This window comes from Burkholderia sp. BCC0506, from assembly GCF_902833145.1.
Taxonomy (GTDB): Bacteria; Pseudomonadota; Gammaproteobacteria; order Burkholderiales; family Burkholderiaceae; genus Burkholderia.
Genome location: NZ_CADFEN010000011.1, coordinates 1 through 13,636 on the forward strand (window position 1 = coordinate 1; position 13,636 = coordinate 13,636).

General features: G+C 65.6%; 11 protein-coding genes. 9 read left to right on the forward strand and 2 right to left on the reverse strand.

The genetic code is table 11. The features are described from left to right. Positions 1-167: 167 nt before the first annotated feature. On the reverse strand, positions 168-1,274 hold the full coding sequence (locus tag HWX62_RS23735; RefSeq protein ID WP_006486437.1) for an aromatic ring-hydroxylating dioxygenase subunit alpha: 1,107 nt from the start codon (positions 1,272-1,274) through the stop codon (positions 168-170). 270 nt (positions 1,275-1,544) lie between these two features. Between HWX62_RS23735 and HWX62_RS23740 the strand changes: the two genes are divergently transcribed. The 4 genes from HWX62_RS23740 (at position 1,545) to folE2 (ending at position 5,669) form a co-directional block, all read left to right on the forward strand. Continuing rightward, the gene (locus HWX62_RS23740; protein WP_006479428.1) at positions 1,545-1,838 is read left to right on the forward strand and encodes an exodeoxyribonuclease VII small subunit; all 294 of its coding nucleotides are present in this window, start codon (positions 1,545-1,547) and stop codon (positions 1,836-1,838) included. Then, complete coding sequence (locus HWX62_RS23745; RefSeq protein ID WP_175931584.1) at positions 1,835-2,719, forward strand: polyprenyl synthetase family protein; 885 nt, start codon at positions 1,835-1,837, stop codon at positions 2,717-2,719. Before HWX62_RS23740 ends, HWX62_RS23745 begins: the two co-directional genes overlap by 4 nt. An 81-nt stretch (positions 2,720-2,800) precedes the next feature. Next, the gene (dxs, locus tag HWX62_RS23750) at positions 2,801-4,705 is read left to right on the forward strand and encodes a 1-deoxy-D-xylulose-5-phosphate synthase (RefSeq protein WP_175931585.1); all 1,905 of its coding nucleotides are present in this window, start codon (positions 2,801-2,803) and stop codon (positions 4,703-4,705) included. 154 nt (positions 4,706-4,859) lie between these two features. After that, positions 4,860-5,669 (forward strand): GTP cyclohydrolase FolE2, encoded by an 810-nt coding sequence (folE2, locus tag HWX62_RS23755; RefSeq protein ID WP_175931586.1) that lies wholly within the window; start codon positions 4,860-4,862, stop codon positions 5,667-5,669. Positions 5,670-5,757: 88 nt separating this feature from the next. Here folE2 and tsaD read toward each other — a convergent pair whose 3' ends face one another. Next, positions 5,758-6,798 (reverse strand): tRNA (adenosine(37)-N6)-threonylcarbamoyltransferase complex transferase subunit TsaD, encoded by a 1,041-nt coding sequence (tsaD, locus tag HWX62_RS23760; RefSeq protein WP_175931587.1) that lies wholly within the window; start codon positions 6,796-6,798, stop codon positions 5,758-5,760. Between the two features lie 121 nt (positions 6,799-6,919). Here tsaD and HWX62_RS23765 point away from each other — a divergent pair, with 121 nt between their 5' ends. From HWX62_RS23765 to rpoD, 5 genes are all read left to right on the forward strand, one after another. Next, the gene (locus HWX62_RS23765) at positions 6,920-8,149 is read left to right on the forward strand and encodes an NAD(P)/FAD-dependent oxidoreductase (protein WP_279610474.1); all 1,230 of its coding nucleotides are present in this window, start codon (positions 6,920-6,922) and stop codon (positions 8,147-8,149) included. A gap of 105 nt (positions 8,150-8,254) precedes the next feature. Further along, positions 8,255-8,467: a 30S ribosomal protein S21 gene (gene rpsU / locus HWX62_RS23770; protein ID WP_006479415.1), complete on the forward strand. Its 213-nt coding sequence runs from the start codon at positions 8,255-8,257 to the stop codon at positions 8,465-8,467. Positions 8,468-8,660: 193 nt separating this feature from the next. Next, a complete protein-coding gene (locus HWX62_RS23775) occupies positions 8,661-9,107 on the forward strand; it encodes a GatB/YqeY domain-containing protein (protein ID WP_006479409.1) in 447 nt (148 codons plus the stop codon). A gap of 70 nt (positions 9,108-9,177) precedes the next feature. After that, the gene (dnaG, locus tag HWX62_RS23780; RefSeq protein WP_175931589.1) at positions 9,178-11,052 is read left to right on the forward strand and encodes a DNA primase; all 1,875 of its coding nucleotides are present in this window, start codon (positions 9,178-9,180) and stop codon (positions 11,050-11,052) included. An 88-nt stretch (positions 11,053-11,140) separates the two neighbouring features. Then, a complete protein-coding gene (rpoD, locus tag HWX62_RS23785; protein WP_175985242.1) occupies positions 11,141-13,558 on the forward strand; it encodes an RNA polymerase sigma factor RpoD in 2,418 nt (805 codons plus the stop codon). Positions 13,559-13,636 lie beyond the last annotated feature (78 nt).

Sequence of the window (13,636 nt, forward strand, 5' to 3'; positions counted from 1 at the left end):
GCTCAAAGAAGAACGGCCCGCTCGAAAATTCGAGCGGGCCGTGAAGGCAGTGCCAAAACGCTATGCCGTCCGCGTCCTTAAAAAGAACCTTAACTGAACGGCATTAGGCCGAAGCCCGTCTTTTCGTTTGCCGGCGGCCAAGAGGCGGCAAGGCGCCCCATCCGCTGTCAGAGGTCGCCCAGGTGGCGGCGCAGGAACTCGTGGAAGTGCTGCATCCCGTCTTCCATCGGGCTCTGGTACGGTCCGACCTGCGACTCGCCGCGTGCCATCAGCGCACGGCGGCCTGCGTCCATCCGCATCGCGATCTCGTCGTCCTCGACGGCCGTTTCCATATACGCGGCGCGCTCGGCCTCGACGAATTCGCGTTCGAACAGCGCGATTTCCTCGGGGTAATAGAACTCGACGATGTTGGTCGTCTTCTGCGGCCCGCGCGGGATCAGCCACGACACGACCAGCACGTGCGGATACCACTCGATCATCAGGCCCGGGTAGTAGACCATCCAGATCGCGCCGAACTCCGGCGGCACGCCGTTGCGGAATTTCAGCACCTGCTCGTGCCATTTCTGGTAAGTCGCGCTGCCCGGTTTCGCGAGGGCGTTGTGCACGCCGACCGTCTGCACGCTGTACCAGTCGCCGAACTCCCATTTGAGATCGTCGCACGACACGAAGCTGCCGAGGCCCGGGTGGAACGGGACGACGTGATAATCCTCGAGGTAGACCTCGATGAACGTCTTCCAGTTGTAGTCGCACTCGTGCACTTCGACGTGATCGAACTGGTACTCGGAGAAGTCGAAGTGATGCTTCGTGCCGAGGTTGGCGAGGTCGCGCGCGACGTTGCGGCCCTCCGCCTCGAACAGCAGCCCCTGCCAGTTCTGCAGCGGGCTCTTGCCGAGGTTCAGGCACGGCTTGTCGGGAAAGTGCGGTGCGCCGAGCAGCTCGCCTTCGAGGTCGTACGTCCAGCGGTGCAGCGGGCACACGATGTTCTGCGTGTGGCCGCGTCCGTTGAGCATGATCGCCTGCCGGTGGCGGCACACGTTCGACAGCAGTTCGATCTGGTTCGTCTGGTTACGGACCAGCACGCGGCCTTCCTTCTCGGACGGCAGCGCGAAATAATCCCCCGCCTCGGGCACCATCAACTCGTGCCCGACGTAACGAGGTCCTTTCTTGAAGAGGGTTTCGATCTCGCGCTCGAGTAGCGCCTCATCGAAATATGCAGTGACTGGAAGCTGGCTGTGGGCCGACTTCAACTGAAGCGCATCGCTCAGATTGGACATTCCCACTCCCGGTGTTAGCGTGAAAGCAGTGAACAACCCAACCATCGAAAAATCGATTTAGGGAAACGGACAATTATACCCGGTTCGCCCCGCAAGGCTAGGATTAAGTGCCTGATTTGTGTCAATTTTTTGTCGGGCGACCCTCGGAAGGCGCACACTGTGTGCCCGAGATGGGGCCGGAATTGTGCGCGGGCGCCCAAGACGGCAGGTCGGAAAATTCTCTTTTGCCGTAGAATGTCCGACTTGTTTTGAAATTTGACACCCTCGTCCATGGCGAAAACCGCATCCCCAGGCGCCACGCCGCCCGGCAATGGCACCGAACCGTTGCCGGACAATTACGAGATGGCGCTCGCGGAGCTCGAGACGCTGGTTGCCCGGATGGAAGGCGGCGCGTTGAGCCTCGAGGATTCGCTGGCGGCGTATCGCCGCGGTGCGACCCTCGTTGCTTTTTGCCAACAGCAGCTCGAGAAAGTGGAGCAGCAGGTTCGCGTGCTCGACGGCGCGACGCTGAAGCCGCTTTCGTCCGGAACGGCCGCCACGGACGGCGAAGACGACGATCTATGACATTCGAACAATGGATGCGGTCCGTGCTTGACCGTGTCGAGGACGCACTCGGCCGCTATCTGCCGCCCGAAACCGCGATGCCCGCGAAACTTCACGAGGCGATGCGCTACGCGGTCCTCGGTGGCGGCAAACGCGTTCGCCCGCTGCTGTGCCATGCGGCAGGCGAGCTGACCGGTGCGACGGAGGCGGCCCGCAATGCCGCGGCGGCGGCGCTGGAGATGATCCACGTCTACTCGCTCGTGCACGACGACATGCCGTGCATGGACGACGACGCACTGCGTCGCGGCAAGCCGACCGTGCACGTGCAGTACGACGAGCCGACGGCGCTGCTGGTCGGCGACGCGCTGCAGTCGCAGGCGTTCGTCGCGCTGACCGACGCCGATGCGCTGTCGCCGGTGCAGCAGGCGGCGCTCGTGCGCGAGCTCGCGCTCGCGAGCGGCTCGATCGGCATGGCGGGCGGGCAGGCGATCGACCTGGCGAGCGTCGGCCTGAAGCTGACGCGCGAACAGCTCGAGACGATGCACCGGATGAAGACGGGCGCATTGCTGCGCGCGGCCGTGCGGATGGGCGCGCTCGCCGGCGAGACGCCTTCGGCGGAAACGATGGCTGCGCTGGACGTGTACGCGGGGGCCGTGGGTCTGGCCTTCCAGGTCGTCGACGACATTCTCGACGTCACGACCGATTCGGCGACGCTCGGCAAGACGGCCGGCAAGGACGCGGCGAACGACAAGCCGACTTATGTATCGATCCTCGGTCTCGAGGCGTCGCGCGAGCTGGCAGCGCAGTTGCGCGCCGAAGCGCACGACGCGCTGAAACCGTTCGGCGCGCGCGCACAGCGTCTGGCCGAACTTGCCGATCTGGTAGTGAACCGGGTCAGCTGACGCGAAAGCCCGCCGCCGCGCACACGCTACGGTGCGTGCAAAAGAATGCGGGCGCGTTTGATTTCCTACAATGGAACGACGATGTACGACTTGCTGAAAACCATCGACGACCCGGCGGATTTGCGCCGCCTCGATCGTCGCCAACTGCAACCGCTCGCGGATGAACTGCGCGCGTTCGTGCTCGACAGCGTGTCGAAGACGGGCGGCCACCTGTCGTCCAACCTCGGGACGGTCGAGCTGACGATCGCGTTGCACTACGTGTTCAACACGCCGAACGATCGCATCGTCTGGGACGTGGGTCACCAGACCTACCCGCACAAGATCCTGACGGGCCGCCGCGACCAGATGCATACGCTGCGTCAGTACGACGGCATCTCGGGCTTCCCGCGCCGCAGCGAATCCGAGTACGACACGTTCGGCACCGCGCATTCGAGCACGTCGATCTCGGCCGCGCTCGGCATGGCGATCGGCAGCCAGCTGAACGGCGACGACCGCTTCTCGATCGCCGTGATCGGCGACGGCGCGATGACGGCTGGCATGGCGTTCGAGGCGATGAACAACGCGGGCGTGTCGGAAGATGCGAAGCTGCTCGTGATCCTGAACGACAACGACATGTCGATCTCGCCGCCGGTCGGCGCGCTGAATCGCCATCTCGCCCGCCTGATGTCGGGCCGCTTCTACGCGGCCGCGCGCGCGGGCGTCGAGCGCGTGCTGAGCGTGGCGCCGCCGGTGCTCGAACTCGCGCGCAAGCTAGAGGAGCACGCGAAGGGCATGGTCGTGCCGGCCACGCTGTTCGAGGAGTTCGGCTTCAACTACATCGGCCCGATCGACGGTCACGATCTGGATTCGCTGATCCCGACGCTGCAGAACATCCGCGAACTGCGCGGCCCGCAGTTCCTGCACGTGGTGACGAAGAAAGGCCAGGGCTACAAGCTCGCCGAAGCCGATCCGGTGCTCTATCACGGCCCCGGCAAGTTCAACCCGGCCGAAGGCATCAAGCCGTCGACGACGCCCGCGAAGAAGACGTACACGCAGGTGTTCGGCGAGTGGCTGTGCGACGAAGCCGAGCGCGATACGCGCGTGGTCGGCATCACGCCCGCGATGCGCGAAGGCTCGGGCATGGTCGAATTCGAGAAGCGCTTCAAGGATCGCTACTACGACGTCGGTATCGCCGAACAGCATGCGGTGACGTTCGCGGGCGGCCTCGCGACCGAAGGGCTGAAGCCGGTCGTCGCGATCTACTCGACGTTCCTGCAGCGTGCGTACGACCAGCTGATCCACGACGTCGCGCTGCAGAACCTGCCGGTCGTGTTCGCGATCGACCGCGCGGGCCTCGTCGGCGCCGACGGCGCGACGCACGCGGGTGCGTACGATCTCGCGTTCATGCGCTGCATCCCGAACATGACGATCATGGCCGCATCCGACGAGAACGAATGTCGCCAGATGCTGCACACGGCGCTGCAGCAGCCGAACCCGACCGCGGTGCGTTATCCGCGCGGCGCGGGCACGGGCGTGGCGACGGTGAAGGAATTCACCGAGATTCCGCTCGGCAAGGGGGAAGTGCGTCGCCGGACGTCGCAGCCGGAAGGCAAGCGCGTCGCGATTCTCGCGTTCGGCACGATGGTCGCACCGTCGCTCGCCGCTGCCGACGAGCTCGATGCGACGGTCGCGAACATGCGCTTCGTGAAGCCGATCGATGCGGCGCTCGTGCGCGAGCTCGCCGAAACGCACGACTACGTCGTGACGGTCGAGGAAGGCTGCGTGATGGGCGGTGCGGGCTCGGCCTGCGTCGAAGCCCTGATGGAGAGTGGGGTTATCCGACCCGTACTACAATTGGGCCTCCCCGACCAGTTCATCGATCACGGCGACCCCGCGAAGCTGCTGTCGCAATGCGGCCTCGACGGCGCGGGCATCGCGAAATCGATTCGCGAACGCTTTCTGAATCCGGCGGCCGATGTCGCCGGTCAGGCGAAGCGCGTCGCATGAGCCGACGCCGCCCGCGGGCGGCGTCGGTGCGACTGGCGCAACCGGTCTACATTGATGCGGAAAACATGGGCCTGCGGGCCCATGTTGCTTTTCCGGCTGCCGCGTGACGCGGCGTGCGCGTCGTCGGACGCGCGGCTTACAAGGATTGAAGAAGATGAACCAGATGAATCCCGCCTTCGTGATGCCCGACGTGCAGAGCACGGTGGACACCCGCCAGATCCCGATTCAGCGCGTGGGCGTGAAGGCGGTCCGGCATCCGTTGACGGTGTGTACCGAAAGCGGCGACGTGCAACCGACCGTCGGTGTCTGGAACCTCGACGTCCGTCTGCCGGCCGACCAGAAGGGCACGCACATGTCGCGCTTCGTCGCGCTGCTCGAAGAGAATCGTGCGCCGCTGACGGTCGAGCGCTTCCGCGCGATGCTCGCGTCGATGCTCGTGAAGCTCGAAGCCGAGGCCGGCCGTATCGAAGTCACGTTCCCGTATTTCGTGAACAAGACGGCGCCGGTGTCCGGCGTGCAGAGCCTGCTCGACTATGAAGTGACGCTCGCGGGCGAAAGCCGCAACGGCGGCACGCGCCTGTTCCTGAAGGTGCTCGTGCCGGTAACGAGCCTGTGCCCGTGCTCGAAGAAGATCTCGCAGTACGGCGCGCACAACCAGCGCTCGCACGTGACGATCGATGCGGAGCTGGCCGCCGATCTGCCGGTCGAGGCGCTGATCCGCATCGCGGAAGAAGAGGCGTCGTGCGAACTGTGGGGGCTGCTGAAGCGCCCGGACGAGAAGTTCGTCACCGAGCGCGCGTACGAGAACCCGAAATTCGTCGAGGATCTCGTGCGCGATGTCGCGCAGCGTCTCGATGCGGACGAGCGGGTGGTCGCCTACGTGCTCGAAGCCGAGAACTTCGAGTCGATCCACAATCACAGCGCCTATGCGCTGATCGAGCGCGACAAGCGGCACGCAGCATAACGCCGCGGCGTTTCGTCGCGCCAATGAGAAAAGCCGTTCGAACGAGCGGCTTTTTCGTTTTCCGGCGGGCGATGTCGCGTTGGACGATTCAGCCTGCGAGCGACGCGAGATCCCAGCGCGGTTTTACCGTGAACGCGTAGTCGGCATTCGCCTGTTCGGGCCAGCGGCCGAGCCGCAGCGCACCCGCGAGCGCGATCATCGCACCGTTGTCGGTGCAGAGCGCGAGATCGGGGTAGTGCACGTCGAAGCCGCGCTTGGTCGCGGCCGCCGACAGTGCCGCGCGCAACTGGCGGTTCGCGCCGACGCCGCCCGCGACCACGAGGCGCTTGAGCTTCGTCTTCTTCAGCGCGGCGAGCGACTTCGCGACGAGCACGTCGACGGCCGCATCGACGAAGCCGCGCGCCAGGTCGGCCTTCGCGCGTTCGAGCGCTTCGCCTTCGAGCTTCGCTGCTTCGAACTTCTTCATCTGCGTGAGCACGGCCGTCTTCAGGCCGCTGAAGCTGAAGTCGAGATCGCCCGAGTGCAGCATCGGGCGCGGCAGCACGACCGTGCCCGGCGTGCCCGTTTCGGCGAGCTTCGATACTTCGGGGCCGCCCGGGTAGCCGAGGCCGATCAGCTTCGCCGTCTTGTCGAACGCTTCGCCGGCCGCGTCGTCGAGCGTTTCGCCGAGCGTCTCGTACACGCCGACGTCGGTCACGCGCATCAGCTGCGTGTGGCCGCCGGAAACCAGCAGCGCGACGAACGGGAACGGCGGCGGCTCGTCGACCAGCAACGGCGACAGCAGGTGGCCTTCGAGGTGATGGATGCCGACGGTCGGCTTGTTCCACGCGAGCGCGAGTGCATTGGCGATGCTCGCGCCGACCAGCAGCGCGCCGGCGAGGCCGGGGCCCTGCGTGAACGCGATCGCGTCGATGTCGTCGCGACGCGTGCCGCTTTGCGCCATCACCTCCTCGAGCAGCGGCAGCGCGCGGCGGATGTGGTCGCGCGACGCGAGCTCGGGCACGACGCCGCCGTAGTCGCGATGCATCGCGATCTGCGAATGGAGCGCGTGCGCGAGCAGGCCGCGCTGCGTGTCGTAGAGCGCGAGGCCGGTTTCGTCGCAGGAGCTTTCGATGCCGAGAACGAGCATGGGCGGGGGCAGGGCGCGCCGTTTCGGACGCGCCTCGGGTAGGTCAACGTAACCGGAAAGTATAGCAGGCGAGGGCAGGCCGCCGCTGGCGGCGGCCCGGGCCCGATGCCGGGCAGGTACAATCCGCGCCATGGAAACTTATGACATCGCCGTGATCGGCGCGGGCGCCGCCGGCATGATGAGCGCCGCGGTCGCCGGGCAGCTCGGCCGCCGCGTCGTGCTGATCGATCACGCGCCGCGGCTCGCCGAGAAAATCCGCATCTCGGGCGGCGGCCGCTGCAATTTCACGAACCTGTACGCCGGGCCCGACAACTACCTGTCGTCGAATCCGCATTTCGCGCGCTCGGCGCTGGCGCGCTATACGCCGCGCGACTTCCTCGGGCTGCTCAAGCGCCATCACGTGACCTGGCACGAAAAGCACAAGGGCCAGCTCTTCTGCGACCACGGCAGCGACGCGATCATCGACGTGCTCAAGCGCGAGTGCGATGCGGGCGGCATCGCGTGGCGCCGGCCCGTCGTCGTCGATGGGGTGCGTCACGCGCCGGCGGGCGGCTTCACGCTCGATACGCAGCAGGCCGGGCCGATCGGTGCGCGCGCGCTGATCGTCGCGACCGGCGGCCTGTCGATCCCGAAGATCGGCGCGACCGACTTCGGCTACCGGCTCGCGAAGCAGTTCGGCCACAAGCTCGTCGATACGCGGCCCGCCCTCGTGCCGCTGACGTTCGCGCCACAGGACTGGGCGCCGTTCGCGCCGCTGTCCGGCGTATCGCTCGAAGTGCGCGTCTCGACGGGCGACAAGAAGCGCGGCGGCGAATTCGTCGAGGACCTGCTGCTGACCCACCGCGGCCTGTCCGGGCCCGGCATCCTGCAGATCTCGAGCTACTGGCAGCCCGGCGACCCGATTCGCGTCGACCTGCTGCCGCAGCGCGACACGGTGGCCGATCTGCTCGACGCGAAACGCACGTCGAAGCGTCAGATCGGTTCGCTGCTCGCCGACTGGGTGCCGTCGCGCCTCGCGCATGCGTGGCTCGACACGCATCGCGTCGCGGCCGACGCGCGGCTCGCGGACCTGCCCGACAAGACGCTGCGCCAGATCGGCGAGGCGCTGTCCGGCTGGACGCTGACGCCGAACGGCACCGAAGGCTACAAGAAGGCCGAGGTGACGAAGGGCGGGGTCGATACGCGGGAGTTGTCGTCGGCGACGATGATGAGCGCGCGCGTGCCGGGGCTGTTCTTCGTCGGCGAGGCGGTGGACGTGACGGGCTGGCTCGGCGGCTACAACTTCCAGTGGGCATGGGCGTCCGGCACGGCGGCCGGGCAGGCCGCGGCCGAGTATGCGCGCGGCGCCTGACGCCGCGGCCGGCGCCATTCGGCCGGGGCCCGGCCCCGTGCCTTCGGGCAATCGCTCTGCTATACTCGGTAGTCTTTCCCTGCAAACCTTTATTCGTGTCGGATCATGACGATCATTCGCGTTAAAGAGAACGAGCCGTTCGAAGTTGCCATGCGTCGCTTCAAGCGCACGATCGAGAAGAACGGTCTGCTGACCGAGCTTCGTGCGCGCGAGTTTTACGAGAAGCCGACCGCGGAACGCAAGCGCAAGAAGGCTGCTGCGGTGAAGCGTCATTACAAGCGTATCCGCAGCCAGACGCTGCCGAAGAAGCTGTACTGAACGATTGGGCGCCGCGCGGTTCGCTGAGCGGCGCACCGGCGATTCCGTGCGATCGGTGCGATCGCGCAGCCGATCAGGCGGCGAGTCGCCGATGCCGGATTCGAGCAACCCGCTTGAGACACTGTCCCAAGCGGGTTTTTGTGTTGACGCCCGTTCGCGGGCGTCGAGTTCACGTTTCCATCCCGGGTGAAAGATGAGTTTGAAAGAGCAGATCAGCGAAGACATGAAGGCCGCGATGCGCGCGAAGGAAAGCGAGCGCCTGGCAACGATTCGCCTGCTGATGGCCGCGATCAAGCAGCGCGAGGTCGATGATCGGGTCACGCTCGACGACGCGGGCATCACGGCCGTGATCGACAAGATGATCAAGCAGCGCAAGGATTCGATCAGCCAGTTCCAGGCGGCCGGCCGCGACGATCTCGTCGCGAAGGAGCAGGCCGAGCTGACCGTGCTGGGCGGCTACATGCCCGCGCAACTGTCGGACGCGGAAGTGGCGGCCGAGGTCCAGGCGGCGGTCGCGCAAACCGGCGCAGCCGGCCCGCAGGACATGGGCAAGGTGATGGGCGTGCTGAAGGGCAAGCTCGCCGGCCGTGCCGACATGACCGCCGTTTCCGCGCAGGTCAAGGCCGCGCTCACGAAGTAAAACCCGTTCCCGGCGCGCCCAGCGATGCGTGCGCCGGGCGCCGTATTGTCTTTTTTCGCTCGATCCCACGGTGATTCCGCATTCGTTCCTGCAGGATTTGCTGAACCGCGTCGATATCGTCGACGTGGTGGGCCGGTACGTGCAGCTCAAGAAGGGCGGCGCCAACTTCATGGGGCTGTGCCCGTTCCATAACGAGAAGAGCCCGTCGTTTACCGTCAGCCCGACCAAGCAGTTCTATCACTGCTTCGGTTGCGGCGCGCACGGCACGGCGATCGGCTTCCTGATGGAGCACGCGGGGCTCACGTTTCCGGAAGCCGTGCAGGAACTCGCGCAATCCGTCGGGCTGACCGTGCCGCACGAGCCGTCGATGCGCGGCGGTGGGGGCGGAGGCGGTGGCGGCGACTATCCGGCGCCCGTGTCGAAATCGGTGGCGACCGCGCTGTCCGACGCGATGACGGCGGCGTGCGACTACTACCGCAAGCAGTTGCGCGGTGCGACCGTCGCGATCCAGTACCTGAAGAACCGGGGCCTGACCGGCGAGATCGCTGCGCGCTTCGGACTCGGCTACGCGCCGGACGGCTGGCAGAACCTCGAAGCCGCGTTCCCCGACTATCGCGACGAGTCGCTCGTCGAGGCGGGGCTCGTGATCGTCAGCGAGAAGACCGACGCACAGGGCGTCGCGCGCCGCTACGACCGGTTCCGCGAGCGGATCATGTTCCCGATCCGCAACGTGAAGGGGCAGGTGATCGGTTTCGGCGGCCGCGTGCTCGGCAGCGGCGAGCCGAAGTACCTGAATTCGCCGGAAACGCCGCTGTTCAACAAGGGCAGCGAGCTGTACGGGCTGTTCGAGGCGCGGCTCGCGATTCGCGAGCGCAAGTACGTGCTGGTCGTCGAAGGCTACATGGATGTCGTCGCGCTCGCGCAGCTCGGTTTTCCGAACGCGGTCGCGACGCTCGGCACCGCGTGCACGCCGATTCACGTGCAGAAACTGCTGCGTCAGACCGACACGGTCATTTTCAGTTTCGACGGCGATTCGGCCGGGCGGCGCGCGGCCCGGCGCGCGCTCGAGGCATGCCTGCCGCATGCGGGCGACAACCGCACGATCCGGTTCCTTTTTCTGCCGGCCGAGCACGATCCGGACAGCTACGTGCGCGAGTTCGGCGCGCAGGCGTTCTCCGAGCAGGTCGAACGCGCGATGCCGCTGTCGCAATTTCTGTTGAACGAAGCGATTGCCGGCAAGGCGCTCGATCAGCCGGAAGGCCGCGCGAAGGCGCTGTTCGATGCGAAGCCGCTGTTGCAGGCGCTGCCCGCGAACGCGTTGCGCGCGCAGATCATGCACATGTTCGCCGACCGCCTCGATATCCCGTTCGAAGAGGTCGCGGCGTTGTCGGAGGTCGACACGCGCATCGCGACGCCGCCGCGCCAGGCACCCGCGCGCAGCGAGCGGCGACGCGTGACGGACAACGAAAAGCGCGCGTTGCGTACGCTGGTGATGCACCCGCGCATCGCATCGCAGCTCGACGACGAGCAGATCGCGACCCTGCGCGCGCTGCCGCGTATCGGCGAGCTGTTCGCGGAAGTCGTCGATCATGCGCGCGCGCTGGGCGACGGCGCGGAGTTCCGGCTGCTGTCGGATGTCCTGAGGACGTCCTCGAACGGGGCGACTTACGAGGAAATCTTCCGCGAAATTCTGGACTATGATGAAAACGTCCGCGATTTGCTGTTACAGAATCCGGAAGACGAGACGGTGCCCGAGCGGCAGCGTGAGCAGGAGCGGATTGCGGGGGAGGAGCTGCAGGCGGCGGTGCTCAAGATGCGCTACGACGCCTGCTGCGACCGGCTGGACAGGCTGGCGCGGCAATCCACCTTCACCCCCGAGGAATTGGCCGAATTGACGGAATTGAACCAGCAGCGAACCGACATGAAGCGTCGGCTCGGGCTGTAGGCGGCCGGGGCGCTTAGAGAGGGCTCCCCAGCGTGCTATAATATAAGGTTTCCAGCGGTTTGTTTTCCAAGCAGAGGCGAGAATCGCGATGGCAAAGACGACAGGCGGAAAGAAAGCAACAGGCAAGGGCTCGACGGAGCCGACCAAGAAGGTCACAGCGGCCAAGTCTGCTTCTTCCACCAGGACAACGTCTTCAGCCACGTCAGCCCCTGCAGGAAAGAAAACCGCGGCCGGCACTGCTCAGGCTGCGCCGGCACCGGCAGCCAGAACACGGGCTGCCGCCAGACCCGACTCCGGGCCGGCCAAGCCGGCGGCGAAGCGGGCAAGTGCGAAAAGCGCAAGGGACACGACCGTCGACGCGGACGAAACGGCAGTACGTACTACTCATGCACCCACGGTTCAACCGGCTGTCGTCCAGCAGCCGCGAGTCGATATAGCCGGTACGGCGAACTCCATGACCAAAAAGCTGAACGAAGTATCCGTCGAAGACGACGCAAATCAGAGCGACGAGCAGCCCGCAGCCGCGGCTGCACCGGGCAAGTCCAAGGTGCGCGATCGTCGCGCCAAGGAAAAGGCGCTGCTGAAGGAAGCGTTCGCGACGAGCACGCCGGGCACGGCCGAGGAGCTCGAAGAGCGCCGCGTGAAACTGCGCGCGCTGATCAAGCTCGGCAAGGAGCGCGGCTTCCTCACGTACGCCGAAATCAACGACCACCTGCCGGACAACTTCACCGAGACCGAAGCCCTCGAGGGCATCATCGGCACGTTCAACGACATGGGCGTGGCGGTTTACGAGCAGGCGCCGGACGCGGAAACGCTGCTCCTGAACGACAACGCGCCCGCCGCGTCGTCGGACGATGAAGTCGAAGAGGAAGCGGAAGTCGCGCTGTCCACCGTCGATTCGGAATTCGGCCGCACGACCGATCCGGTCCGGATGTACATGCGCGAGATGGGCACGGTCGAGCTGCTCACGCGCGAAGGCGAAATCGAGATCGCGAAGCGCATCGAGGACGGCCTGCGCCACATGGTGATGGCCATCTCCGCGTGCCCGACGACGATCGCCGACATCCTCGCGATGGCCGAACGCGTCGCGAACGAAGAGATCCGCGTCGACGAGCTCGTCGACGGCCTGCTCGATCCGAACGCCGCGGACGCCGCCGATACGGACGGCTTCTCCGCGAAGGAAGCGGAAGCCATCGAGAACGAGGACGAGGAAGCCGAAGAGGAAGAGGAAGAAGAGGAAGAGGAGGAAGACGACGGTGCCGCGCAGGCATCGGCGAACGCCGCCCAACTCGAAGCCCTCAAGCGCGCGTCGCTCGAGAAGTTCTCGCAGATCAGCGAGTGGTTCGACAAGATGCGCCGCGCGTTCGAAAAGGAAGGCTACAAGTCGAAGGCCTACCTGAAGGCGCAGGAAACGATCCAGAGCGAGCTGATGACGATCCGCTTCACCGCGCGTACCGTCGAACGCCTGTGCGACACGCTGCGTGCGCAGGTGGACGAAGTGCGTCAGGTCGAGCGTCAGATCCTGCACATCGTCGTCGACAAGTGCGGCATGCCGCGTTCGGAATTCATCGCACGCTTCCCGGGCAGCGAGACGGATCTCGACTGGGCCGAGAAGATCGCGGCCGAAGGCCATCCGTACAGCGCGGTGCTGTCGCGTAACGTTCCGGCGATCCGCGAACAGCAGCAGCGTCTGCTCGACCTGCAGGCGCGCGTCGTGCTGCCGCTGAAGGACCTGAAGGAAACCAACCGCCAGATGGCGGCCGGCGAACTGAAGGCGCGTCAAGCGAAGCGCGAAATGACCGAGGCCAACCTGCGTCTCGTGATCTCGATCGCGAAGAAGTACACGAACCGCGGCCTGCAGTTCCTCGACCTGATCCAGGAAGGCAACATCGGCCTGATGAAGGCGGTGGACAAGTTCGAATACCGTCGCGGCTACAAGTTCTCGACCTATGCGACGTGGTGGATCCGTCAGGCCATCACGCGCTCGATCGCCGACCAGGCGCGCACGATCCGTATTCCGGTTCACATGATCGAGACGATCAACAAGATGAACCGTATCTCGCGGCAGATCCTGCAGGAAACCGGTCTCGAGCCGGATCCGGCAACGCTCGCCGAGAAGATGGAGATGCCGGAAGACAAGATCCGCAAGATCATGAAGATCGAGAAGGAGCCGATCTCGATGGAAACGCCGATCGGTGACGACGACGATTCCCATCTCGGCGACTTCATCGAGGACACCAACACGGTCGCGCCGGCGGATGCCGCGCTGCATGCCAGCATGCGCGACGTCGTGAAGGACGTGCTCGATTCGCTGACGCCGCGCGAGGCGAAGGTGCTGCGGATGCGTTTCGGCATCGAGATGAGCACCGATCACACGCTCGAGGAAGTCGGCAAGCAGTTCGACGTCACGCGCGAGCGGATCCGTCAGATCGAGGCCAAGGCGCTGCGCAAGCTGCGTCACCCGAGCCGTTCCGACAAGCTGAAGTCGTTCCTCGAAGGGAACTGATTTCCAGCGTCTGTTCCACGAACGCCGCCGGTATCCGCATGATGCCGGTGGCGTTCGTTCCCTTTGTCGTCTTTGTTG

Excerpts from the sequence above, each read along its gene's own strand:
- HWX62_RS23735 (WP_006486437.1), bottom strand. The coding sequence starts at position 1,274 with ATGTCCAATCTGAGCGATGCGCTTCAGTTGAAGTCGGCCCACAGCCAG.
- HWX62_RS23740 (WP_006479428.1), top strand. The coding sequence starts at position 1,545 with ATGGCGAAAACCGCATCCCCAGGCGCCACGCCGCCCGGCAATGGCACC.
- HWX62_RS23745 (WP_175931584.1), top strand. The coding sequence starts at position 1,835 with ATGACATTCGAACAATGGATGCGGTCCGTGCTTGACCGTGTCGAGGAC.
- dxs (WP_175931585.1), top strand. The coding sequence starts at position 2,801 with ATGTACGACTTGCTGAAAACCATCGACGACCCGGCGGATTTGCGCCGC.
- folE2 (WP_175931586.1), top strand. The coding sequence starts at position 4,860 with ATGAACCAGATGAATCCCGCCTTCGTGATGCCCGACGTGCAGAGCACG.
- tsaD (WP_175931587.1), bottom strand. The coding sequence starts at position 6,798 with ATGCTCGTTCTCGGCATCGAAAGCTCCTGCGACGAAACCGGCCTCGCG.
- rpsU (WP_006479415.1), top strand. The coding sequence starts at position 8,255 with ATGACGATCATTCGCGTTAAAGAGAACGAGCCGTTCGAAGTTGCCATG.
- HWX62_RS23775 (WP_006479409.1), top strand. The coding sequence starts at position 8,661 with ATGAGTTTGAAAGAGCAGATCAGCGAAGACATGAAGGCCGCGATGCGC.
- rpoD (WP_175985242.1), top strand. The coding sequence starts at position 11,141 with ATGGCAAAGACGACAGGCGGAAAGAAAGCAACAGGCAAGGGCTCGACG.